The organism is Actinoalloteichus fjordicus (genome assembly GCF_001941625.1).
GTDB lineage: Bacteria > Actinomycetota > Actinomycetes > Mycobacteriales > Pseudonocardiaceae > Actinoalloteichus_A > Actinoalloteichus_A fjordicus.
Genome location: NZ_CP016076.1, coordinates 2591658 through 2614267 on the forward strand (window position 1 = coordinate 2591658; position 22610 = coordinate 2614267).

Consider the following 22610-nt stretch of genomic DNA (forward strand, 5'->3'; position numbering starts at 1 on the left):
TCTCCGCGCACCCGTTGGCGGGTGGACGGCGGACGATCTTCACCGAACCCACACCGTCTGGATGGTCTGCTCCTCTGGCAGGGCAGGAACGGCGCACCCTGGCGTCCGCAGACGGGACACGATGGCGGAGACTGGTGCGCGTACGCCGTCCCCGCGAGGAGGTTGTCGACAGTGACCGATGCCGGGCCCGCCGATCAGACCGTCGGGAGTCAGGCCCTCCACACGCCTGCCCGCGACGCCCAACTTCTCGAACGCACCGTGTTCGAGATCAAACGAGTGATCGTCGGCCAGGACCGGCTGGTGGAGCGGCTCCTCGTCGGCCTGCTGGCCAAGGGACACCTCCTGCTGGAGGGCGTCCCCGGCGTGGCCAAGACCCTCGCCGTGGAGACGATCGCCCAGGTCGTCGGCGGCAGGTACTCGCGGATCCAGTTCACGCCGGACCTGGTGCCCGCCGACATCCTCGGCACTCGCATCTACCGGCAGGGCCGAGAGGTCTTCGACGTCGAACTCGGCCCGGTGGTGGCGAACTTCGTCCTCGCCGACGAGATCAACCGGGCCCCGGCGAAGGTCCAGTCCGCGCTGCTGGAGGTGATGGCGGAGGGGCACGTGTCCATCGGCGGCACGACCTTCCCCATGCCCAGTCCGTTCCTCGTCCTCGCGACGCAGAACCCGATCGAGAACGAGGGCGTCTACCCGCTGCCCGAGGCGCAGCGAGACCGATTCCTGCTGAAGATCCTCGTCGAGTACCCCTCTCCGGAGGAGGAGCGCGAGATCGTCTACCGGATGGGGGTGTCGCGCCCGGAGGTTCAGCAGGTGCTCACTCCCGAGGAGCTGATCCGCCTTCAGGGCGTGGCATCGCGGGTTTTCGTGCATCACTCCCTGGTCGACTACGTGGTTCGGCTGGTCGTTTCGACCCGGTCGCCGGGTGACCACGGACTGGCCGACGTCGCCGAATGGATCGCATACGGCGCCTCGCCAAGAGCGACGCTCGGCGTGGTGGCGGCCGCGCGGGCGCTGGCATTGCTGCGTGGACGGGACTACGTGCTGCCGCAGGACGTGGTGGACGTTGCCGCCGACGTGCTGCGCCACCGGCTGGTGCTCTCCTACGATGCGCTGGCCGACGGGGTTCCCGTCGAGCACATCATCAACCGTGCCCTGCAGACCGTGCCGCTGCCGCAGGTCTCGGCCCGACCGCAGCCGCCCAGCGGGGCGCACGGCGTGCCCGCCCCGGCGGGAGCACCGGGACACCCGTGACCGAGCAGTCGTCTCCCGACTCTGCCGTGCGCGGCCCTGACGGCAGCGACACCGATCGGGGTGGCGCCGACCGAGGCTCCCGTGAGTCCGCGCCGTCGGATCGCCGACCGGCGTGGGCACCGCCGTCGCTGAGCGGCGGCCGGATGGAGGCCGGGCTGCGCACGCTGGAACTCAGCGTCCGAGGCAGACTGGACGGCCTGTTGCAGGGCAATCACCTGGGTCTGGTGCCTGGACCCGGCAGCGAACCCGGCGAGGCGCGGCTGTACCAGCCCGGCGACGACGTGCGGCGGATGGACTGGGCCGTCACGGCCCGCACCACCCAGCCGCACCTGCGTGAGACGGTCGCCGATCGGGAACTGGAGACCTGGCTGGCCGTGGACCTGTCGGCGAGCCTCGACTTCGGCACCGTCCACTGCGAGAAGCGGGATCTCGTCGTGGCGGCGGTGTCGGCGGTGTCCCACCTCACCAGAGGCGGCGGTAACCGAGTCGGCGCGGTCGTGTCCACCGGCGCCCAGCTGACGCGCATCCCAGCCAGGGGCGGGCTGCCCCACACACGGGGACTCGTCCGCCGGATCGCGCAGACACCCCGCGCTGCCGAGGGTGAGCGAGGCGACCTGGTCACCGCCCTGGAAGAACTGCGCAGGCCGCCCCGGAGACGAGGACTCGCCGTGGTGATCTCCGACTTCCTCGGCCCGCTGCACTGGCAGCGCTCGCTGCGGGCGCTCTCGCTGCGGCACGATCTGATCGCCGTCGAGGTGATCGATCCGCGAGACATCGAACTGCCCGACGTCGGGACCGTCGTGCTCGCCGATCCCGAGACCGGTCGACAGCGCGAGGTCGAGACCACTCCGCTGCTGCGTCGCGAGTTCGCGGCGGCGGCCGACGCCCATCGACAGGAGGTGGCGATGGGACTGCGCCGCGCCAACTGCGCGCAGCTCACGCTACGCACGGATTCCGACTGGGTGGCCGACATCGTCCGATTCGTCGTGTCCCGTAAGCGCCGCTGGTCGGGAGGGGTCGCCTGATGCCGTCGTTCTCGCTGCGCGGCTTCGTCGGACCGTGGTGGTTCCTGCTCTTCGTGCTGCTTGCCCTCTTTGTCGTCGGGTACCTGCTCGCCATGCGTCGCCGCCGTCGCGACACGCTGCGCTTCGCGAACCTGGAGTTGCTGGAGAAGGTCGCACCCGCCCGGAATCGACGGCGCAGACATCTGGCACCGGTGCTGCTCGGTGTGTCGCTGGTGTTCCTGATCATCGGAATGGCGGGGCCGACCTCGGAACAGCGGGTGCCCCGGAACCGGGCCACCGTGATGTTGGCGATCGACGTCTCGATGTCGATGAACGCCACCGACATCGACCCCAGCAGGCTGGCTGCGGCCAAGGCTGCGGCGACCAGCTTCGTCTCGGACATGACCCCCGGCGTGAACATCGGACTCGTCTCCTTCGCAGGCTCGGCCACCGTGCTCGTTCCGCCGACCACCGAGCGGGACACGGTCACCCAGTCGATCAACGGGCTGGACGTGGCCGAGGCCACCGCCACCGGAGAGGGGATCACCGCCTCGCTCGCGGCCATCGACACCTTCGGCAACGTCGTCGGCGGGGCCGAGGGCCCGCCGCCTGCGCGGATCGTCCTGATGACCGACGGCAAGAGCACCGTCGGCATGGACGAACTCGTCGCGGCGCAGGATGCCGCCGATCGAGAGATCCCGATCTCCACGATCTCCTTCGGCACCGACCAGGGACAGGTCGAGATCGAGGGAGAGCGCATCCCGGTGCCGGTTGACGACGTGACGATGCGTGAGATCGCCGACATCTCCGGCGGTGAATTCCACAAGGCGGCCAGTGCTGAAGAGTTGCGTCGCGTGTACGACACCCTCGGCGAACAGATCGGTTATCAGGTCGAGCGTGTCGACGCCTCCCGTCCGTGGTTCGTGCTCGGAACCATCACGGCGCTGCTGGCCGCCGCCGGTTCATTGCTGATCAGTCAACGTTCGCTCTGAACAAATCGGGCCCGGTCCTGCCGTCGACGGTCGTGCGTAGGGCCGTCGAGCGCACCCGCTAGCGTTGCCAACGGCGCCGGAGCAAACGCCGGCACGGAACAGAGGAGCTCTAGTTGGCACGGTCGGTTCTGGTCACCGGGGGAAACCGAGGCATCGGACTGGCGATCGCCCAGGCGTTCGCCGCGCAGGGCGACAAGGTCGCGGTGACTCACCGGGGCTCCGCCGTCCCCGACGGGCTGCTGGGCGTTCGATGCGACGTCACCGACGGGGCACAGGTGGAGGCGGCCTTCAAGGAGATCGCCGAGGCGCATGGCCCCGTCGAGGTGCTGGTCTCCAATGCCGGGATCACCGCGGACACCCTGCTGCTGCGCATGAACGAGGACACCTTCGACCGGGTGATCGACACGAACCTCGCAGGCGCCTACCGGGTCGCCAAGCAGGCTGCCTCGGCGATGCTGCGTAAGCGCTGGGGCCGGATCATCTTCATTTCCTCGGTCTCGGGCCTGTCCGGCTCTCCCGGTCAGGTGAACTATGCGGCCAGCAAGGCGGGGCTGGTCGGCATGGCGCGGTCTATCGCGCGAGAGCTGGGCTCTCGCAACATCACCGCCAACGTCGTGGCTCCCGGCTTCGTCGAGACGGAGATGACCGAGGCGGTCTCGGAGGAGCGCAAGGCCGACATCCTCAGCCAGGCCGCGATTCGGCGTTTCGGCAAGCCCGAGGAGATCGCCGCCGCCGTCACCTGGCTCGCCTCCGATCAGTCCTCCTACGTCACCGGCGCGGTACTGCCCGTCGACGGCGGCGTCGGCATGGGGCACTGAGGACTGCGGGGCGCGAGCCGTTCCGTAGTCGAGACGGCGGCGTCGGCCATCCGGGACGATGAGGAACCACAGTCAGCGACCAGGGCGCGCAGAATCTCGCAGTCCGAGTTCCGGCCCGCTCGGACCCGGTTCTCCGGGGCCGTCCCGCCGGGCTCGGGACCCCGAGAGCCGTCCGGTGACCGAGCCCCAGGGGACGCCGACCGGGTACCGGTTTTCGGGTACCGAGTTTTTGGGCACCGAGCCTTGGGGAACCGAGTCCTGGGGAATCGAGCCTTGGGGAATCGAGTACTCGGAAGCCGGACCGCGGAGAGCCAGGCTCTCAGGCGTCCGACCCCCAGGCGTCCGATCTCGAGGCATCGGGCCCCGAGACTTCCGCGCCCAAGGCGTCGGACCGCAAGGTGGCGGACCCCGAGAGAACCGGACTCGAGAAGGCCGGACCATCGACGAGCCTGCGCCGCTGTCTGCCGGGATCTTCGGGCAGGAGGACGGAATCCGGCATCTCCGACCCTGGAGATCCGGCCGCGGCGGCCCAGTGCCTTGGGAACGCGCGACGCGAGGACCGGCGCCCTGGGACCGGCCGAACCGAGGATTCGGGCTGCCCAGGTGTGGAGCGGGCCGAGTTGCCCCGGTGCTTCTCAGTATCCGGGGACGGGCTCGTCGGCAGGCCGCTCGTCGCGAGGTCGGCGTTCCCAAACCTGGTGTTCGATGGCTCGATGTTCGGTGGTTCTGCGTTGACGGGCTCGGCGTCGGCGGGCTCGCTGAGTCGGGCCGCGTCGGGCGGGCGTCTCCTGTCCGGCTGCCTGCCGGACGAGAACTCGGTGTCGACATTGGTGCTCCTGGAATCCGAATGGTCGCTGGTCAGACTGTGAAATGGCGCCGACCTGCCTGCGGTTCCGTCAGCCGCGACGGAGCCGACGTCGACTCCACCTCTCGTGCGGTGCCGAGTGGTCCCGACTTCGGTGGTCCTCGACGCCCCAGAGCGGTACGGGCTCCGAACCGACGAGGGCTACGAGTCCCGAAGCTCAGGAGCCCGCAACTGTGAGAACGGTGGTGATCGGCGTCCTCGATCGTCGTCCCGGCCCGGTTTCCGGGACTACCTGCCACCCACCCCGACCATCCCCGTACGGACCCAAGGAGGAATGAAGTGAGCGGACTGCTCGAAGGCAAACGACTGCTGGTGACCGGTGTCATCACCGATGCCTCGATCGCCTTCCACGTCGCGAAGGTCGCCCAGGAACAGGGCGCCCAGGTGGTGCTCACCGGTTTCGGCCGGATGAGCCTGGTGCAGCGGATCGCGGGCAGGCTCCCGCAGCCCGCCCCGGTGATCGAACTCGACGTGACTAACCAGGAACATCTCGACAGCCTGGCCGACCGCGTCGGCGAACACGTCGACGGACTCGACGGCGTGGTGCACTCGATCGCATTCGGTCCGGCGTCCTGCCTCGGCGGCGACTTCCTCGAAGCGCCGTGGGAGGACGTGTCCAAGGCGGTCGAGGTCTCGGCGTACTCGCTGAAGTCGTTGACCGTCGCCGCACTGCCGTTGCTGTCGGCGGGTTCGTCGGTGGTGGGGATGGACTTCGACGCCCGGCAGGCCTGGCCCGCCTACAACTGGATGGGCGTCGCCAAAGCCGCGCTGGAATCGACCACCCGATACCTGGCCAGGGACCTCGGGCCCCGCCAGATCCGGGTCAACCTCGTCTCGGCAGGCCCGGTGCGCACCATGGCTGCCAAGTCGATCCCCGGCTTCGTCGAACTGGAGCAGGGCTGGGGCGGCCGTGCCCCGCTGGGCTGGGACGTCAACGACGCCGAGCCGGTCGCCAAGACGGTGGCGGCGGTGCTCTCGGACTGGCTGCCGGTGACCACCGGTTCCATGGTGATGGCCGACGGCGGCTTCCACGCCGTCGGGTTCTGAGACCCCGGCTGCCCCAGGGGCTTCGGAGACTCCGGAGGCCTCGGGCAGCCGACGTCGATCGCCGAGGTGCGGACCGCGCGCACCTCGGCGGCGCCGCGGGGGATCGTGGTGGGTGCCGCTCGGCGGCCGGTCGTGTCTCGGGCAGTGGTGTCAGGTGGTCGGACATGACTCCATGGTCGAACAAGTGTTCGATGTCGGCAAGATATCGATCGGGTGGACCTCGGCGGCGGCGCGAGCTGCGCGGACAGCGACTCTCGCCCGCCCTGACCGCCGCCGACCGCAACGGCGGGACCAGTGCGGCCAGCGCCACGCCGTAGGCGGACGATCGGTCTCTGATCAGCCGGTATCCGCCTGTTCCCCTCTCGGCGGCCAGTTGCTCCCCGCCATGATCGACACCGGGGGTGCCGTTCTCGGCGGGAGGCGGCGGGGAGACAATGAACCCGTGAACGACGAGCTCATCGACTTCGACGCGGTGCTTCTGCTGTCCTTCGGCGGGCCGGAGGGTCCCGAGGACGTTCGTCCCTTCCTGGAGAACGTCACTCGTGGCCGGGGCGTGCCCCCGGAACGGCTCGACGAGGTGGCCGAGCACTACCTCCACTTCGGTGGGGTGTCGCCGATCAACGAGCTGAACCGGGACATCATCGGCAGGCTGCGGACCGAGCTGGATCGGCTCGGACTCGATCTGCCGATCTACTTCGGCAACCGCAACTGGCATCCGATGGTGGAGGACACCGTCGAGCGGATGACGACGGACGGCATCCGGCGTGCACTGGTGTTCGCGACCAGTGCCTACGGCGGCTATTCGGCGTGCAGACAGTACGACGAGGACATCCGACGGGCTCGTGCGGCCGTCGGGGACGCCGCACCCGAGCTCGTCAAGCTCCGCCAGTTCTTCGATCATCCGCTGTTCGTCTCCGCCGTCGCCGACGGTGTCCGCCGTGCGTTCGTCGAGCTGCCGGGTGATCAGCGCGAACAGGCGCGGCTGGTGTTCACCGCCCACTCCGTCCCTGAGGCGGCCGACGCCGCTGCGGGTCCGGCTGAGGAGGGCGGTCACCTGTACTCCCGACAGGTCTTCGAGGCGGCTCGACTGGTGGCCGCCGAACTGGGTGTCGCCGAGCACGACGTGGTCTGGCAGTCCCGTTCCGGACCGCCGCAGGTGCCGTGGCTGGAACCCGACATCGTGGACCATCTCGACACGCTCTACTCGGCGAACACCCAGGCCGTGGTGGTCTGCCCGATCGGCTTCGTCAGCGACCACCTGGAGGTCGTCTGGGATCTGGATGCCGAGGCGAGGGAACGAGCCGAGGAACTCGGCATGGGATTCGCCCGCGCCGCCGCGCCCGGCACCGACCGGCGGTTCGCCGAGCTGATCGGCGAGCTGATCCGGGAGATGGTCGAGGGAGTGCCCGCTCGACGACTGTCCACGCTGCCCGCCGATGGCTGCATGGTCAACGGCGCGTGGTGCGCGACCAACTGCTGCGCGCCCGCACGCAGGCCCGTCCGATCCGAACCCGCCACGATCGACGCCTGATCAACACCTGTCACGTTGCCACAGGCGATCAGGATATCCCTGGCCATGCCGTTCCGTGATCACTAGCCTCGTGCTTCGACAGGCGACGGCGCGGGTGACGAGGAGACGGTCGTGGACGACGATCGAACGAGAGAGTTCTCCAGGCGGACGCTGTTTCTGGCGGGCGGCGGCATCGGCGTCGCCGCGCTGCTCGGCTCGCTGGCGGCGCCGGGTGCTGCGGCCGATGCGGACGCCGCAGGAATGGACGCCGCCGGAATGCGCCTGGCAGGCGTGGACCCGGCCGCCGTGCCCGCATCGCGGCGCTTCGACCTCACCCAGCCCTCGCACGACCTGTTCCGGCACGTACGGCTGCACAACCGCACCGTCCAGCAGTCCTTCGCGTTCGACAACGTCAACCGTCGGCTGTTCGTCGCGCAGCGCAGAGACGGCTCGGCGTCCGGTGCAGGCAGCCTGTGCATCAGCAGACTGGACTTCAGCGGCAGGCTGCTGGGGCACATGTATCTGACCGGCTTCGGACATGGGGTCTCGTTCGGTGTGGACGCCAGTGGGACGACCTCCCGGCTGTGGACGGAGATCGAGGCCAACGGCAACGGCTACGGGCGGCGACTGGCCCGCTTCGACTTCGTTTCGGGACGGACGCTCACCAACTCGTCGAGCCACCTGACCCGGTTGCCCGCGGTGGCCGGTGCCTCCGAACACACCTGCACGATCGACCCGGTGCACCGGAGGCTGATCATTCGCTACCACACCAGCGCCGGAAAGCGATTCGCCGTCTACGCACTGGACCAGGTCACCGGTTCGACTCTCGGCCCGAAGCTGGCGGACGTCGCCCAGCCCTCCCTGGGCAGTCCCGCTCCGGTGTTCCAGGGCTACGCCGCCTACGGTCGCTATGTCTACCTGCTCACCGGAACGTCCTACGCAGACAGTCCCACCTTGAACTCCAGGGTGACCAGCGTCGATCTCCAGACCGGGGCGATCCGACAGGGACCGGTGATCACCAGGGCCGGGTCGACGCTGTCCTTCCGGGAACCGGAGGGCATGGGCGTCTATCGCACCGCCGCGGGCCAGGATCGACTGTTCCTCGGCTTCGCCTCCGGTGCGACCGGCGATCGTCGTTCCAATCTCTTCTACAAGAACGTCCTGATCTGACGCGGCGACCGGGCGGCGGGATTCGCGGACTCGACGCGGCACCGGCGACGGGCCTCGTCGCCCGCCGTGAGGCCACACCGCCTCTCGCGAGACCACGCACCAGCTCCCGCCGTCGACGGCCGTTCTCGAGCCGGGCGGCGAGCGTGGTGCAGGGGCGTCCGACGGTCCGTCCAGCAGGCCCGGGGCCGACCCAGATCGTTGGCCGGGTCTGGTCCGGTACGCGCTGCTCGGCCTCGGCCGGGCTTCCGCTCAGCCGCGCATCGGACCCATGTCGGGGGCCATCCGCAGGATGGTGGTGCGGAACATGTAGGCCAGGGAGAGCACGACGATGCCGAGCATCTCCCGGTCGTCGCCGATCGAGGCCAGGTCTGCCGCCACCCGGTCCGGCTCGCCGTTGGCCATGTCACGGACGGAGCGGCCGGCGAAGAGCAGCGCCCGCCTGCGCGGATCCTCCACCGTCGACGGGTCCTCGGTCGCGGCGTCGAGATCGCCGCTGTGGTCGGCGGCGTCGACTCCGACCACACGGGTCACCACCTTGGCGCCGGGCGCCAGTCGCGAGCCGAGGGTGCGGGCGAGGAGTGTGACGGCCTCGCGGAGTCGTTCCGGACTGGTCAGCAGCGCGCCCGCCGCCGTCGCGCCCGGCGTACCGTCCTCCAGCCACATCCGGGTGACGACGAGTGCCATGTCCCGGATCAGTCGCTCGTCGTACTCGCCGCGCGCGCCGGTCGACAGCCACTGCGTGAGCATGACGTAGTGCGACGGCACGGCGAACGGCGAGATCGCACTGCTGACGACTCTGGCGAACGTCTCGGTGAGCGCCTCCTGATCCGCCCCGGACCAGGCGGTGATGCCGGAGCAGATCCGCCGGGCGGCAGGCTCGTCGCCCGCCACCGTGGCGTCGAACAGCTCACCGACGGCGTGCATCCACAATTCACGATTGGGCGCCGGGTTCGGTGGCGCAGGCACCCGGACGCCGCCGTTCTCGTCATGCCTGGCGAACCGCACGATCGTGTCCGTCCAGTGCCGCAGCAGCGCGGTGAGTCGATCGGCGTCGAGGACCTCGGTCACGACCCTCCGAAGCTGATCGGTGTCCGTAGCCCTGATCGCCACGACGGCACGGTCCGACCAGTCGACGATGTCGGCGGCCTTCCCATGGCGCGGATTCGAGCTCTGGTCCGACAACTGCGTCATCCCTCCAGGAGACAAGGGTGCGCGCACCTTCGCGCACCCGGTCGCCGGAGCAGCCGATCGTCCGGCCGACCGCGCCGTCGGAGGCGGATCACGACGATCAGTGCTTCTCGGCACGCTCACTGAGGATACGGGCGGCGTCGTCCACCGCGGTCATCCTCGCGGCCCGCACGGCCGCCTTGATCGGACGCAGCGCCTCGTCGCGCGCTCTGGCGGCCGAGGCGGACAACGCGCCGCCCGGCGCGTCGCGGCCTGCGACGTCCAGGATCGCGGCCACCTCGGCGGCACGCTCCAGCACGCGGAGCGCCCGTTGCGGCATGCCCTCCGGCCAGTCCGGCATCGGTCGGGACGCGAGAGCCTCGGCGATCTCCTCCCGAACCCCGGGGCGTCGCCGAGCCACGCCGAGTTCGGTGAGGGCGGTTGCGGCCTGCCGCATCGCTGCGGCGAGTCCGTGCTCGGCCTCGCCGATCGGATGATATTCGACCGGCGGCATCAGCTCGGGCAGCGTGTGGACGGTCCACCACATCAGCCCTTCCGGGCCGATCTCCGGAACCAGCGCGAGGCCTGCCTCGGGGAACAGCGCGGCCTCCTGGGCACGCAGCGCATCCTCCGCGAACCCACCGGGTCCGCCGAGACCCCGCACATCGCCCGCGACGGGGAGCACGAGACGGGCGGTGGTGGCGGGGGAGCGGCGCAGCGCCGCGAGCAGCATCGCCGGGGCGACCGCCTGCTCATCCGGTCCGGGAAGGTCGGTGATCGTCGCCGTCCGCTGGTCGGCGGCACGCACCTCATGCGCCTGCGCCCAGACACGCAGCGCATCCAACACGTCGTCCGCGGCGGCTGCTCCTCGCAGCCAGGCCGAGGTCCAGGTCACCATCGTCGCACTTGGGCATGGCACGCCGACGGAGGTTACCCGCACGCCGTCCCGACGCGCACGACGCCCGGTGAATGGACCCGGCGCACCCTCGGTCGTAGGGTCGATCGGGTGACTCCCCGTTACGGCAACGCCGACTACGGCCCCGACGTTCTCGCCGGCCGACGCGACCGGGCGCCCGTGTCGGAGGTGCCCACGGTGCCCGCCACGATCGACCTGGTCGTCGAGGACGTCGGCGGGTTCTGCGGCGCCGTCGTGCACTGCGACCGCGTCGGAGTGACCTTGGAGGACCGGCACGGTGTCCGTCGGGTCTTCCCGCTGCGACCGGCGGGGTTCCTGCTGGAGGGCAGGCCGGTGACGTTGACGGTGCCGCCTCGGACGCCGCCGTCGGCGGGGACGCGCTCGGCGTCGGGCTCGGTACGGGTCGAGGGCCTGCGGGCGAGGACCGCGCGGGCGAGCCGGATCTGGGTCGAGGGCGTGCACGACGCCGAGCTGTTGGAGCGGGTCTGGGGTCACGACCTGCGTGTGGAGGGCGTCGTCGTCGAGCCGTTGCAGGGCGTCGATCACCTGGCCGATGCGCTGGCGGAGTTCGGCCCGCAGTCGCATCGTCGGGTGGGCGTGCTGGTGGATCATCTGGTGCCGGGCAGCAAGGAGTCCCGACTGGTCGCGGCCGTCGACTCGCCGCACGTGCTGGTCACCGGCCACCCGTATGTCGACGTCTGGGAGGCGGTCCGACCCTCGGCCGTGGGCATCGATGCCTGGCCCTCGATCCCGAGGGGGATCGAGTGGAAGCTGGGCGTCTGCGCCGAGCTGGGCTGGGGAGAACCTGCGGAAGGCTGGCGGCGGGTGCTCGCGGGGGTACGCGGCTATCGCGATCTCGAGACGCCGTTGATCGGCGCCGTCGAGCGCCTCATCGACTTCGTGACCGGGCCCGACTCGGACTGAAAGCCCCCTGCCGTGTTCGCCCCGATCTCGTCGGCCCCAGACGGGATCGGCGCCGTTCCCGGCAGCGGTGTCGGGAACGACAGGCCCGGCCGCCGGGGACCGGCAGGGAGATCCGTGCTGCCGCGAGTCGACGTGCCGAGTGCGCCGCTCGCCTGCGCCGCCGCACCGGTTTCCGGGTACGAGATCAAGATCACACTCCGGTCACGCCGTGCTTCTCGTCACACCCGAGTCCACCGAGTCTGCCACCATGGAGCCATGGCAGCCCTGATCTGGGTCATCGCGGGAGCACTGCTCATCGCGGCCGAGGTGCTGTCCGGAAACCTGGTCATGCTGATGCTCGGCGTCGGAGCGCTCATCGCCGCCATCTCGGCGGGGGTGGGCCTGCCCCTGTGGATCGACGTGATCGTGTTCGGCCTCTCCTCGGTAGGACTGGTCGTCCTCGCCCGGCCGGTCCTGCGCAGGCGGATGGGCCGGGGCGAGTTGACCGCGAAGACCAATGCCGAGGCCCTGGTCGGCGAGAAGGCCACGGTCGTGACCGAGGTGAACGCCGACGGCGGCCTGGTCAAGCTGGCAGGCGAGGTCTGGTCGGCCCGCAGCCTCGACGAGACCCAGGTCCTGGAAGAGGGCCGCATCGTCACCGTCATGGAGATCTCCGGCGCGACCGCCGTGGTCTGGGACACCCCGTGAACGAGGGGACCGCCCGCTCATCCGGGGCGTCCGGTCTCCACTGGAGGTTTCAAGGAAGATGACGCTCTTCATCGTGTTGGCAGTGATCGTGCTGCTGATCATCACGGTCGTGTCGCAGGCCGTGCTGGTGATTCCGCAGGCGACCGCGGCTGTGATCGAGAGACTCGGACGGTTCCGTACCGTGGCGGCGCCGGGACTGAACTTCCTGGTGCCCTTCTTCGATCGGGTGCGGGCCAGGATCGACCTCCGCGAGCAGGTGGTCTCGTTCCCGCCGCAGCCGGTGATCACCGAGGACAACCTGACGGTCTCCATCGACACGGTGGTCTACTTCCAGGTCACGGACCCGCGTGCGGCGGTCTACGAGATCTCCGACTACATCATCGGCGTCGAGCAGTTGACCACCACGACGCTGCGCAACGTGGTCGGCGGGATGACCCTGGAACAGACGTTGACCTCCCGCGACCAGATCAACGGCCAGTTGCGGGGCGTCCTCGACGAGGCGACGGGTCGCTGGGGCATCCGGGTCGCCAGGGTCGAGCTGAAGGCGATCGATCCGCCGCCCTCCATCCAGGACTCGATGGAGAAGCAGATGCGTGCCGACCGGGAGAAGCGTGCCATGATCCTCACCGCCGAGGGCGAGCGGGAGTCGGCGATCAAGACGGCGGAGGGCCAGAAGCAGTCCCAGATCCTCGGTGCCGAGGGCGCCAAGCAGGCCGCCATCCTCGGCGCCGAGGGCGAACGGCAGGCCGCCATCATGCGTGCCCAGGGGGAGCGGGCGGCTCGCTACCTTCAGGCGCAGGGTCAGGCCAAGGCCATCGAGAAGGTCTTCGCCGCCGTCAAGGCGGGCAAGCCGACTCCCGAGCTGCTGGCCTATCAGTACCTCCAGACGCTGCCGCAGATGGCACAGGGCGACGCGAACAAGGTGTGGGTGATCCCCAGCGACTTCAACAAGTCCCTGGAGGGCTTCGCCAGGATGCTCGGGGACAAGGGCGACGACGGCGTCTTCCGCTACGAGCCGCCCACGGAGGACGTTCCGGAATCGCGACCGGAGGAGGAGGACGAGTCGATCGCGAGCTGGTTCGACACCTCGTCCGACCCCAAGGTCGCCGAGGCGGTGCGTGCCGCCGAGGAGGTGGCGCGCAAGGAGGTGCCCAGCCCGGTGTCCGGTCTGGGCAGTTCGGCTCGGTCGAGCGCGCGCGCCGTCGACACGCCTGCGACCGGCCCGACCCTGCCGGGAGCCGCGCAGCGGCCTCCGTTGGGCACGGGTGAGCCTGCACCGGGTCAGCAGCCGGAATCGGGCGACTCGCGCGGCTGAGAGCAGACGGTGCCGGGGCCCCGTCCTGCCACGTCCTTCGTGGCCGAGCGGTCCACGGGCCTCGGTGCCTGCTCCTGCCTCGGACGTCGGCGGGTGGCCGGTCGTCGCCGGTGACGAGATCGTTACCCTCAGCGCCCGGCAGCCGGCCTGACGCCGGCGTGTCGGTGCGGTTTGATGATCACGTGTCGGCGACTGAGCGAATTGATCCGGTGGCCCGGCGTTCCCTTCCTGCGCATCGAGACCTCGTCTTTGCCGCCCTCGCCGCCGGTGATCACTCACGGGCGGCCGAGCTGAGCGAGGCGGCGCTGTTCGCTGTGCAGCAGTGGCAGGCGGCGCCGGACAGGGTCCAGACCGGGCTGATCCACGAGTTGCTCGACGCGCATGCCGAGGCCTGTAGGCACGGGGCCAGGTCCGGACCCCCGTTGGCCGACTGGCTGCTGAAGCTCCAGCTCGATCGACCCGGTCTGTTCGATCCGGCGCTGGTCGACTGGGCGGACGCACTGGGTGCGGCGGGCCTGGCCGCCTACCGTCACACGGTCGAGGCCGAATGCGCCGGGCTGCCCGTCGTCCCCTATGGCGGCATTCAGTTCCAGGACCGTCGACGGCGGACGGTGCTGCGCATGACCGAGGAGTTGGCCGATCATCTCGGCTGCGTCGATCTGACGGTCTTACAACTGTCCAGGGATCTCTCAACCGGCTGGCAGTACCTGCGCATCGCCGTCCTGCTGCATCAGCGGGAGCGCGGCAGCGAGTGCCTCGACTGGGTCGAGAGAGGACTCGCGGCGACCAGGGGCACCGGAGCCGATGAGCCGCTGCTCGACCTCGCGATGCGCCACTGTCGGTCCGCAGGCCTGTTCGACCAGGCGTTGCGCCTGCGGTGGGAGGCGTTCGCGGCGGCGCCGAGCCTGGACGGCTATCGGCGACTGCGGGCGGTGGCGGTGGAACATGGCTGCTGGGAGGCCGAACGGCACCGGGTCCTGGGTCTGCTGCGGGATCCCGCAGGCGATCAAGGACGTCGGGCGGTGTTGATCGAGATCCTGATCTGGGAAGGCGACGTCGAGTCGGCCTGGGCGGCGGCACTGCGGTACGGCTGCCCCGACGAGTTGCGACGTCGCCTGGTCGACGCGCTGGCCAGGACCGGGGCCGGGCCGACGAGCGGTGCCCGGCCGACGAGCGGGCACGGTGCCACGATCGTGAAGGGGACGAGGGCCGGGACCGTAAGCCGTAGCCGAGACTGACTCCGCGGCCGCTGCGACGGTTCTTGTGGAGTGCGTCCTCGCCGACGGGGTCGATCAGGACGGACGCGTCCTGCGCTCGCCGCCTGCGAGTCTGCGGAGGCGATGAACGACTGCGGGACGACGATCGACTGCGAGACGGCGACGCCTGTTCAGCAGGCGTCCGCCTGGGTGACGACGACACGCCGAAGTGGACTGCCTGCCCGCTGACCTGCGCCGCTTCGCCCGTCGGGAGGACAATCAGAGCGTCGTTGATCAGCAGGGGTCACTCCGAGTGATCCACACGTGCCCCGACTCGCCGATCATCGGGGGCACGGGAGTCTGCACACGATGCGCCCGAAGGGGACTACCCTCGCAACTCATGGATGCCTCCACGCACCGGGATCGACAGACGGGTAGGGCCGCTCGCTACAAGCCGGTCCCGCGCACCGGTCCGCGGCGCGGGGTCAAGGACGTCGATACGAACGACGCGATGCCCCCCGCAGATGTCGCTCAGGAAGTCGGCGAAGCCGCTCGTCAGCTCGGCGATCAGCTCTCCGACACCAACGCCATGCACAGTCTCGCCGACATCGAGCGGATCGTGGCCGGGCTGGCCGCGGCCGTCACCGGTGCCGCCGACGGCTTGGACGGAATCACGCAGTGGCTGCGCAGTACCGGCTACGGCGGAGACCTGTCCGGGCATGCCAGTGTGGTGGCCGAACGGCTCGCTCATGCGGGCGGTGAACTCGGTCTGCTCGTCGACGCGGTGCACAAGGCGGCGGGCGAGGCGGAGTGACGATCCGCGCCGAGGCGCGCTCAGACGACGGTCGGAGTCGACAGTGGACAGTTCGGCGGTGCTGCGCAACTTCGTCGGCGGCGAGTACGTCGACACGGTGGACGGTGAGACTGCACCGTTGGTCGATCCGTGCACCGAGGAGGAGTTCGGCGCTGCCGGGCTGAGCCGATGGGCCGACGTCGACGGCGCACTGCGTCGCGCCGAGCGGGCTCAGGAGATCTGGGCTGGCACCACGCCCGCTGAGCGGCAGCGGGCACTGCTGCGGCTGGCCGACTCCGTGGAGGATGCCGCCGCCGACTTCGTGTTCGCCGAGTGTGCGATGACGGGGAAGCCGGTGCGGCAGGTCGTCGAGGAGGAGCTTCCGCAGGCCGTCGACCAGATCCGCTTCTTCGCGGGCGCGGCACGCGTGCTGGACGGGACGGCAGGCGGTGAGTACCTCGCAGGCCATGCCTCCATGCTGCATAGCGAGCCGTTGGGCGTCTGCGCGCAGGTCACCCCGCACAGCCATCCGCTGGTGTTCGCCGCGTCCTCCGTGGCACCCGCCCTGGCGGCAGGCAACGCGGTGGTGCTCAAGCCTGCCGAGACGACGCCCACGACGAGCCTGCTGCTCGCCGAGCACGCCGCAGCCGTGCTGCCCGCCGGTGTGTTCAACGTCATCTGCGGCGATCGGGACACCGGGCGGGCGATGGTGGCGCACGAGACGCCCCGGCTGATCGCCCTGACCGGCGCGGTGCGGTCGGGGATGGAGGTCGCGGGCTCGGCGGCCTCCGACCTCAAGCGGGTGCACCTCCGACTGGGCGGCAAGGCCCCGGCGGTGGTGTTCGGGGACGTGGACGTTCCCGACACGGCGGCTCGACTGGTCCGGGCCGCCTTCGCCAACGGCGGGCAGGACTGCCTGTCGGCGACTCGGGTGCTGGCCGCCGAGGCCGTCTACGACGAACTGCTGGCCGAGATCGTGGTGCGTGCTGAGGCACTGCGCACCGGGCCGCCGCAGGACGTCTCGGCCGACTACGGCCCGCTGAACAACGCGGTCCAGTTCGATCAGGTCAACGGAGTCCTGCAACGGCTCCCCGACCACGCCGAGGTGCTCACCACCGGCGGGCCCACGGGCGAGCGCGGTTACTACTTCCGTCCCACCGTGATCGCGGGTGTCCACCAGGACGACGAGGTGGTGCAGAACGAGGTGTTCGGCCCGGTGCTGACCGTCCAGCGCTTCACCGACGTCGAGGACGCCCTGATGCTGGCCAACGGTGTGCGCTACGGCCGCGCGGCCAGTGTCTGGACGGCGGACAACGCCCTGGCCGCCAGGGTGGCCGCCGCACTGTCCTTCGGCAGCGTCTGGGTCAACACCCACGGCAGCGTGGCGGCCGAGATGCCGCACAACGGCTTCCGGCACTCCGGTCACGGCACCGGGGTCTCTCGGCACGGCCTCGACGACTACACCCGCTTCAAACACGTCATGACGAGTCTGAAGCCGAACTGACCTCCTCGGTACAGGCGCCGGACCCGAAGTGCGCGGTTCGGGCGCGGCCTCGGGACACCGGCCGGGGGGCAGTCCCGGCTGCTCGGCGGAATCACCACCAGCCACCACGCCGCGTCGGTGTGCTCGGGCGGCTCGACGGGAGCGGTCGCGGGCACGGACGAGCCTCGCCGGTGCCGTCGCAACCGTAGACGGCGTGTTGCGCGCCGGGCCTCGACCAGGCCCGTGTCGTGCGCTCTCGCGACGAGCCTGCGCGCTCAGCCGCGCGGCGGGCGCACCCGGATCGTCGGGGCGTGCCGGACGGGGAAGTTCACCGAATTGGCGATGAAGCAGGTCTCGTGTGCCCGGTGATGCAGGTCGGTTGCCTCGCCGACCATGGACTCACTCGTCACGGTGACCACCGGTGCCAGGACCACCTCGGTGAATCGGCCGCCGGTGCGGGCAGATTCGTGCATCACCCCGCGTGCGGAGTCCACGTACTCCACGACCACGACTCGGCCGAGTGAGCACAACGCGAGGTAGCTGAGCATGTGGCACTGTGACAACGCCGCGAGGAGGAGCTGCTCGGGATTCCACCGGCTCGGGTCGCCGACGAACGCGGGGTCGGCGCTGCCCTCGATGACGGGCAGACCGGCCGAGGCGACGTCGTGCGACCGCTCGTAGTCCCGATAACCCGAGGTGCCCGCGCCGGTGTTCCCGGTCCAGGACACCGCGACCTCGTAGTGGTGTTCGCGGGGCATCCGACTCGCCTCTCTCTGCGGGATCTGTTCGGGCGTCATCCTGCCGCCACCGGTCCGTCGCGGCTCACGGTCTCCCTCGGACCAGGAGGGACGCAGGCGGACGATCGAGGGCCGTCGGCTGCTGAATTCTGCTCCGCAGTGTCCATGGTCAGTCCGGTCAGTCCGGGCCGCCGGGCAGGGGACGGCCGGGCCGGGAGTTCGACAGCCGCCCCGGCCGCTGATCGTCGCGCATCAGTCCGGCCGCTCGGCATCGGTGATCGCGAGGGCCAGGGTGACGAGGCGATCGACCTGGTCGGAGCGGTCGAGCAGGACGTGGTGCAGCTGGGCGTCCAGCGCATGAACGAGGGTCGCGGCGGTCACCGTCGCGTCCGCGTCCCCTCGACCGCACCGACGCAGGTGATGAGCCACCTCGGCGATCAACCGGTCGGTCAGCGCACCCAGCACCGCGAGGCCCGCAGGCACCCTGGGGGCGTGTCGGTGCATCAGGGCGTGCAGCCGGGGTCGGTCATGATGCAGCGCGGCGACCTCGGTCGCGAGTACGGCCATGGTGTCGGCGAACGGCGGCTCGCGGCTGCGGAGTTCGGCGAGCACCACAGTCAGCCGAGCCCGGGTCGCCTCGACGTGGCGCAGCGCCAAGGCGTAGAGCAGGGCCTGCTTGTTCGGGAAGTACTGGTACACCGTCCCGATGGACACACCCGCGCGTTCGGCGATGTGATTCGTGGTCGCGGCAAGGCCGTCCCGGTCGAAAAGCTGAGCAGCCGCCTCCAGGATGAACTCCACCGTGTCCCGTGAGCGCTGCTGGCGCGGTGTCCTGCGGGGTTCGGCGATGATCTTCCCAATGCGAGTTGTCGGGGCGTCCGTCCCGTCGAAGACTACCGGTGTGCATGACGACTACCTGGCCTTACTGCCCGATGAACTGTGCCCCGACCCCCTGCCCGCCCGTCGCACCACCTGGTGGCGATGGCGGGACATGGACGTTCATGTCGAGCGGGTGGGCGAACCCGACGCGCCCCGGCGTGCACTGCTGCTGCACGGCGCGGGCGGCAACGCGGCGGCGATGTGGCCGATCGCGGCTCAGCTCGCCGGTCGCGGCGTCGAACTGGTCGTTCCGGACCTGCCCGGCTTCGGCCGGACGCGGACTCCTCGGCGGGGTGCGGTGCGGCTGCGGGACTGGATCGACCTGGCCGGTGATCTGCTGCGTGCCGAGCGTCGCGATGACGCACGACCGCTGACGTTGATCGGCGCCAGCATGAGCGGGATGATCGCCTACGAGGTCGCCGTGCGGACCGGCCTGGCCGACCGGGTCGTCGTCACGTGTCTCGTGGACTCTCGCGACGCTCGGGTCCGGCGGAAGGCGGCCCGTGCCCCGTGGCTGGGTGCCGTCGCGAGACCCGTGCTGCGGTGGGCGGCGGGACCGTTCGCGCGAGTGGAGCTGCCGCTGCACCTGCTGGTGAACATGCGGGCGATGAGCAACATCCCGGCGCTGGTCGATCTGGTTCTGCGGGATCGCAGCGGCGGCGGCAACCGGATGCCGCTGGGCTTCGTGCGGAGCTTCCTCGACGCGGTCCCGAGCGTGGAGCCGGAGCTGGTCACCGCTCCCGAGTTCGTCCTGGCGCATCCGGCGGCGGACAGCTGGACCCCGGTGGAGCTCAGCCTGCCCTTCTTCGAGCGGCTCGCCGCACCCCGACGACTGGTGCTGCTGCCGGACGCCGGGCACTTTCCCATCGAGCCCGCCGGGATGCGGATGCTCGTGGACCTGCTCGCCGAGGACCCCCGTTCGGCGGACGCGACCGGGTCCCGGCCGAGCGATCGGCCGTGAGGCGGACCCCTCGGCCGCCGATGCCGACGCGGCGGCGGGCCGACGGGCACCGGGCGGCACATTCTCTCCGGTGAGATCCGACGCCGTTCGCGGGGGAGCGGGCCGGGCAGGCCCTGCCGGATCGTGCGCCCTGCTGCCTGCCTCGTCGTGCCGGGCGGCACCGCCACCCCTGCCCGCCCGGCCTGCCCCGGGCCCAGCCCGCACTGGGACGGGCCCCGGGTCGCCGCCGATGGTCCGATCGGGGACGGAGCGGCCCGTCAGCCGCCCGCCACCACCGGACGGCGGCCCTGCCACGGCCTGGCCGTCTCGAAGGCGTGGCAGGCCGCCAGGACGGCGGCGTCGGCATGCCGGGGTCCGACCACCTGGAGCCCGATCGGCAGGCCGTCGCGGGTGAATCCGCAGGGGACGGTCGCGGCGGGCTGCTGGGTCATGTTGAAGGGATAGGTGAACTGCGTCCAGCTCGTCCACCTCGGCCCGCTCGACCCGGCGGGCGACTCGCGGCCCGCCTCGAAGGCGGGGATGGGCATCGTCGGCGTCAGCAGCAGGTCGTAGCGCTGGTGGAACCGGCCCATCAGCGCGCCGAGGGCGGCACGGCAGGCGTTGGCGGTGAGGTAGTCCAGCGCCGAGTACTCGGCGCCCTGCTCGGCGATCTCCCGCAGGCCGGGGTCGAGTCTCGCCCGCTGCCGATCCGACAGCGCCTCCAGCGACTTCGCCGCACCGGCGAACCACAGCGTATGGAACTCCGTCACCGGGTCGGTGAATCCGGGATCGACCTGCTCCACGACGGCGCCGAGCTCGGCGAACACCTCGACCGCCGCCGCGACCTGCTCCGCGACCTCCTGATCCACCTCGACGTAGCCGAGGTCGGGACTGAACGCGATCCGCAGGCCCCGCACGCCCGCCCCGAGAGTCTCGACGAAGGGCGTCGTCGGCGCGGGGAGAGCCGACCAGTCCCGGGGATCGGGCACCGCCACCGCGTCGAGCAGCAGTGCGGCGTCGGCGACCGTCCTGGTCATCGGGCCGACATGGGCCAGGGTGCCGAAGGGGCTGCTCGGATAATGCGAGATCAGACCGTAGGTGGGCTTCAGTGCGAAGATCCCGCAGAAGCTGCCGGGAATGCGCACCGATCCGCCGCCGTCGGTGCCCAGCGTCAACGGCGCCATGCCCAGCGCCACGGCCGCCGCGCCGCCCCCGCTGGAGCCGCCCGCCGTCCGGCCGGGGTCCCAGGGATTGCGGGTGACCCCGGTCAGCGGGCCGTCGGTGACGCCCTTCCACGCCAGTTCGGGCGTGGTGGTCTTGCCGACGAACACCGCGCCCTGCTCCCGCAGCCGCGCCACGGAGGGCCCGTCGGCGTCCCAGGGCTGCGAGACGTCGGTACTGCGCGAGCCCCGCATGGTGGGCCAGCCCTTGGTCAGCAGCACGTCCTTGATAGAGACCGGGATGCCGTCGAGCGGGCCCAGCGGTACGCCTCGGCGAAGCCGGTCGGTGGCCGCGTCGGCCGCGGCCAGCGTCGTCGCCTCGTCGAGGAGGCAGAACGCGTTGACCTGCCCGTCGAGGCGATCGATCCGGGCGAGCACCGCCTCAGCCGCCTCCCGAGGCGTCGTCTCACCTCGGTCGAAGGCGGCTCGCAGCTGCCCTGCCGTCGACTCCGCCAGGTCCTCGCCCACCATTGCCTCCTCGTCCTCACACGTCGTCGATCGCCTGTCCGCCTGCCAGGGCGGTGGTCATCCGGTGGTGACGTAGCCCCTGGCCTTGTCGACCACGTTGTCGAGCGCCTCGCCGTCGCGGTACCGGCGAAGATTGGCCAGGAAGAGCGCCAGCAGTTCAGAACGCCAGCCCTTGACGTCCCCTGACATGTGCGGCGAGATGACGACGCCGGGCATCGTCCACAGCGGAGAGTCCGAGGACAGCGGCTCCGAGGCGACGACGTCGAGGGCCGCTCCGGCCAGTCCGCCCGTCCCCAGCGCGGCGATCAGGTCGTCCTCCACGACCAGCGCGCCGCGCCCGACGTTGATGAAGCGCGCGTCCGGCCGCATCGCGGCCAGCGCGGCGGCGTCGATCATCCCTCGGGTCGCCGGGGTGAGCGGGGCCGCGCAGACGATGAAGTCGGCATCGGGCAGGGCGGTGAGCAGGTCCTCGCTGGCGTGCACTCGGCCCAGGTCCGGGTCGTCCTCCCGCGCCCGGCGTCCCACTCCCTCGACGAGCAGTCCCGCCGCCCGCAACAGTCTGCCGGTGGCTCGTCCGATGGGGCCGGTGCCGATGACCAGGGCTCGGCGGCCTGCGATGCGCTCGGTCTCGCGGTGCTGCCACCGGTGTTCCCGTTGCAGGTCGACGGTGGTGGGCAGGTCCTTGGCGAAGGCGAGGACCAGGCCGAGCACGTACTCGGCGATCGGCTGGTCGAAGACCCCCCGCGAGTTGGTGAGCACGATGTCGGAGTCCTGGAGGAGAGCGGGGAACAGCAGCCGGTCCACGCCCGCACTCGCGGTGTGCACCCAGCGCAGCGAGTCGACGGCATGCCAGGCTCGCTCGACGGCGCCGGAAGAGAAATCCCAGGCCAACAGCACGTCGGCGCCGGGCAGCACGTCCGCCAGTTCGGCTGCGACGGCGGGTCGGACGTCGGCGAGCTGGTCGAGTTCGGTCGACGGCGGCAGTACGTCGGTGCCGTCGTGGAGGACGGCGACGACCGGGCGGGCGAGTGGCGACATACGGCAAGGCTCCGTCGTTCGGGGGCGGTTCACGAAGAGACCATCGGTCTACCAGCTCGGGCATTGACACGCTAGGAAGGCCTCGTAGGATTGTCAACAATCCGCACCGGCACCCACGGGCACCTGCCAGACGGGCACGCGGAGAACACGGCCGTTCCTCGGCCCGCACGAGTCTGCCGAACCGACC

Annotated in this window: 21 protein-coding genes; 15 read left to right on the forward strand and 6 right to left on the reverse strand. The window is 70.6% G+C overall.

The genetic code is table 11. The features are described 5' to 3' along the window. Positions 1–171 precede the first annotated feature (171 nt). The 8 genes from UA74_RS11595 (at position 172) to UA74_RS11625 (ending at position 8660) form a co-directional block, all read left to right on the forward strand. Entirely contained in the window at positions 172–1254 is a 1083-nt protein-coding gene (locus UA74_RS11595; protein WP_075740260.1) for an AAA family ATPase, read from the forward strand. A gap of 143 nt (positions 1255–1397) precedes the next feature. After that, positions 1398–2279: a DUF58 domain-containing protein gene (locus UA74_RS11600; RefSeq protein ID WP_083684020.1), complete on the forward strand. Its 882-nt coding sequence runs from the start codon at positions 1398–1400 to the stop codon at positions 2277–2279. Continuing rightward, a complete protein-coding gene (locus UA74_RS11605; RefSeq protein WP_075740261.1) occupies positions 2279–3250 on the forward strand; it encodes a VWA domain-containing protein in 972 nt (323 codons plus the stop codon). The genes UA74_RS11600 and UA74_RS11605 overlap by 1 nt, the downstream gene beginning before the upstream one ends. A 113-nt stretch (positions 3251–3363) precedes the next feature. Continuing rightward, entirely contained in the window at positions 3364–4068 is a 705-nt protein-coding gene (gene fabG / locus UA74_RS11610; RefSeq protein WP_075740262.1) for a 3-oxoacyl-ACP reductase FabG, read from the forward strand. A 713-nt stretch (positions 4069–4781) separates the two neighbouring features. Beyond that, a complete protein-coding gene (locus UA74_RS31720; protein ID WP_157434126.1) occupies positions 4782–4937 on the forward strand; it encodes a hypothetical protein in 156 nt (51 codons plus the stop codon). A gap of 275 nt (positions 4938–5212) precedes the next feature. After that, on the forward strand, positions 5213–5980 hold the full coding sequence (fabI, locus tag UA74_RS11615; protein WP_075740264.1) for an enoyl-ACP reductase FabI: 768 nt from the start codon (positions 5213–5215) through the stop codon (positions 5978–5980). 457 nt (positions 5981–6437) lie between these two features. Then, positions 6438–7511: a ferrochelatase gene (locus tag UA74_RS11620; protein ID WP_075766091.1), complete on the forward strand. Its 1074-nt coding sequence runs from the start codon at positions 6438–6440 to the stop codon at positions 7509–7511. A 111-nt stretch (positions 7512–7622) separates the two neighbouring features. After that, positions 7623–8660 carry a phage baseplate protein gene (locus tag UA74_RS11625; protein WP_075740265.1) on the forward strand — a complete coding sequence of 346 codons (1038 nt, stop codon included), beginning with the start codon at positions 7623–7625 and terminating at the stop codon, positions 8658–8660. A gap of 249 nt (positions 8661–8909) precedes the next feature. Here UA74_RS11625 and UA74_RS11630 read toward each other — a convergent pair whose 3' ends face one another. Together UA74_RS11630 and UA74_RS11635 are read right to left on the reverse strand one after the other, a co-directional pair. Next, positions 8910–9851: a hypothetical protein gene (locus UA74_RS11630; RefSeq protein WP_075740266.1), complete on the reverse strand. Its 942-nt coding sequence runs from the start codon at positions 9849–9851 to the stop codon at positions 8910–8912. A 97-nt stretch (positions 9852–9948) separates the two neighbouring features. Then, on the reverse strand, positions 9949–10725 hold the full coding sequence (locus tag UA74_RS11635; RefSeq protein ID WP_198042993.1) for a hypothetical protein: 777 nt from the start codon (positions 10723–10725) through the stop codon (positions 9949–9951). 108 nt (positions 10726–10833) lie between these two features. Here UA74_RS11635 and UA74_RS11640 point away from each other — a divergent pair, with 108 nt between their 5' ends. From UA74_RS11640 to UA74_RS11665, 6 genes are all read left to right on the forward strand, one after another. Continuing rightward, complete coding sequence (locus tag UA74_RS11640) at positions 10834–11667, forward strand: DUF3097 domain-containing protein (protein ID WP_075740267.1); 834 nt, start codon at positions 10834–10836, stop codon at positions 11665–11667. Positions 11668–11922: 255 nt separating this feature from the next. Then, entirely contained in the window at positions 11923–12354 is a 432-nt protein-coding gene (locus tag UA74_RS11645; RefSeq protein ID WP_075740268.1) for an NfeD family protein, read from the forward strand. Positions 12355–12412: 58 nt separating this feature from the next. Further along, positions 12413–13669, forward strand: a complete 1257-nt coding sequence (locus tag UA74_RS11650) for an SPFH domain-containing protein (RefSeq protein ID WP_075740269.1) — start codon at positions 12413–12415, stop codon at positions 13667–13669. A gap of 182 nt (positions 13670–13851) precedes the next feature. Continuing rightward, complete coding sequence (locus UA74_RS11655) at positions 13852–14907, forward strand: hypothetical protein (RefSeq protein WP_157434127.1); 1056 nt, start codon at positions 13852–13854, stop codon at positions 14905–14907. Between the two features lie 469 nt (positions 14908–15376). Next, positions 15377–15679, forward strand: coding sequence for a hypothetical protein (locus tag UA74_RS31725; protein ID WP_157434128.1), 303 nt, complete (start codon positions 15377–15379; stop codon positions 15677–15679). A gap of 43 nt (positions 15680–15722) precedes the next feature. Next, on the forward strand, positions 15723–17162 hold the full coding sequence (locus UA74_RS11665; RefSeq protein WP_075740272.1) for an aldehyde dehydrogenase family protein: 1440 nt from the start codon (positions 15723–15725) through the stop codon (positions 17160–17162). Positions 17163–17416: 254 nt separating this feature from the next. Here UA74_RS11665 and UA74_RS11670 read toward each other — a convergent pair whose 3' ends face one another. Both UA74_RS11670 and UA74_RS11675 read right to left on the reverse strand, forming a co-directional pair. Next, positions 17417–17899, reverse strand: a complete 483-nt coding sequence (locus UA74_RS11670) for an OsmC family protein (protein ID WP_075766093.1) — start codon at positions 17897–17899, stop codon at positions 17417–17419. A 231-nt stretch (positions 17900–18130) separates the two neighbouring features. Then, a complete protein-coding gene (locus tag UA74_RS11675) occupies positions 18131–18679 on the reverse strand; it encodes a TetR/AcrR family transcriptional regulator (RefSeq protein ID WP_083683137.1) in 549 nt (182 codons plus the stop codon). Positions 18680–18779: 100 nt separating this feature from the next. On the opposite strand from UA74_RS11675, the gene UA74_RS11680 reads away from it, so the two are divergent. Then, positions 18780–19718 (forward strand): alpha/beta hydrolase, encoded by a 939-nt coding sequence (locus UA74_RS11680; protein ID WP_075740275.1) that lies wholly within the window; start codon positions 18780–18782, stop codon positions 19716–19718. 257 nt (positions 19719–19975) lie between these two features. Here UA74_RS11680 and UA74_RS11685 read toward each other — a convergent pair whose 3' ends face one another. Both UA74_RS11685 and UA74_RS11690 read right to left on the reverse strand, forming a co-directional pair. After that, the gene (locus UA74_RS11685; RefSeq protein ID WP_075740276.1) at positions 19976–21388 is read right to left on the reverse strand and encodes an amidase; all 1413 of its coding nucleotides are present in this window, start codon (positions 21386–21388) and stop codon (positions 19976–19978) included. Between the two features lie 54 nt (positions 21389–21442). Further along, positions 21443–22423, reverse strand: coding sequence for a D-2-hydroxyacid dehydrogenase (locus tag UA74_RS11690; protein ID WP_075740277.1), 981 nt, complete (start codon positions 22421–22423; stop codon positions 21443–21445). Positions 22424–22610: the final 187 nt, after the last annotated feature.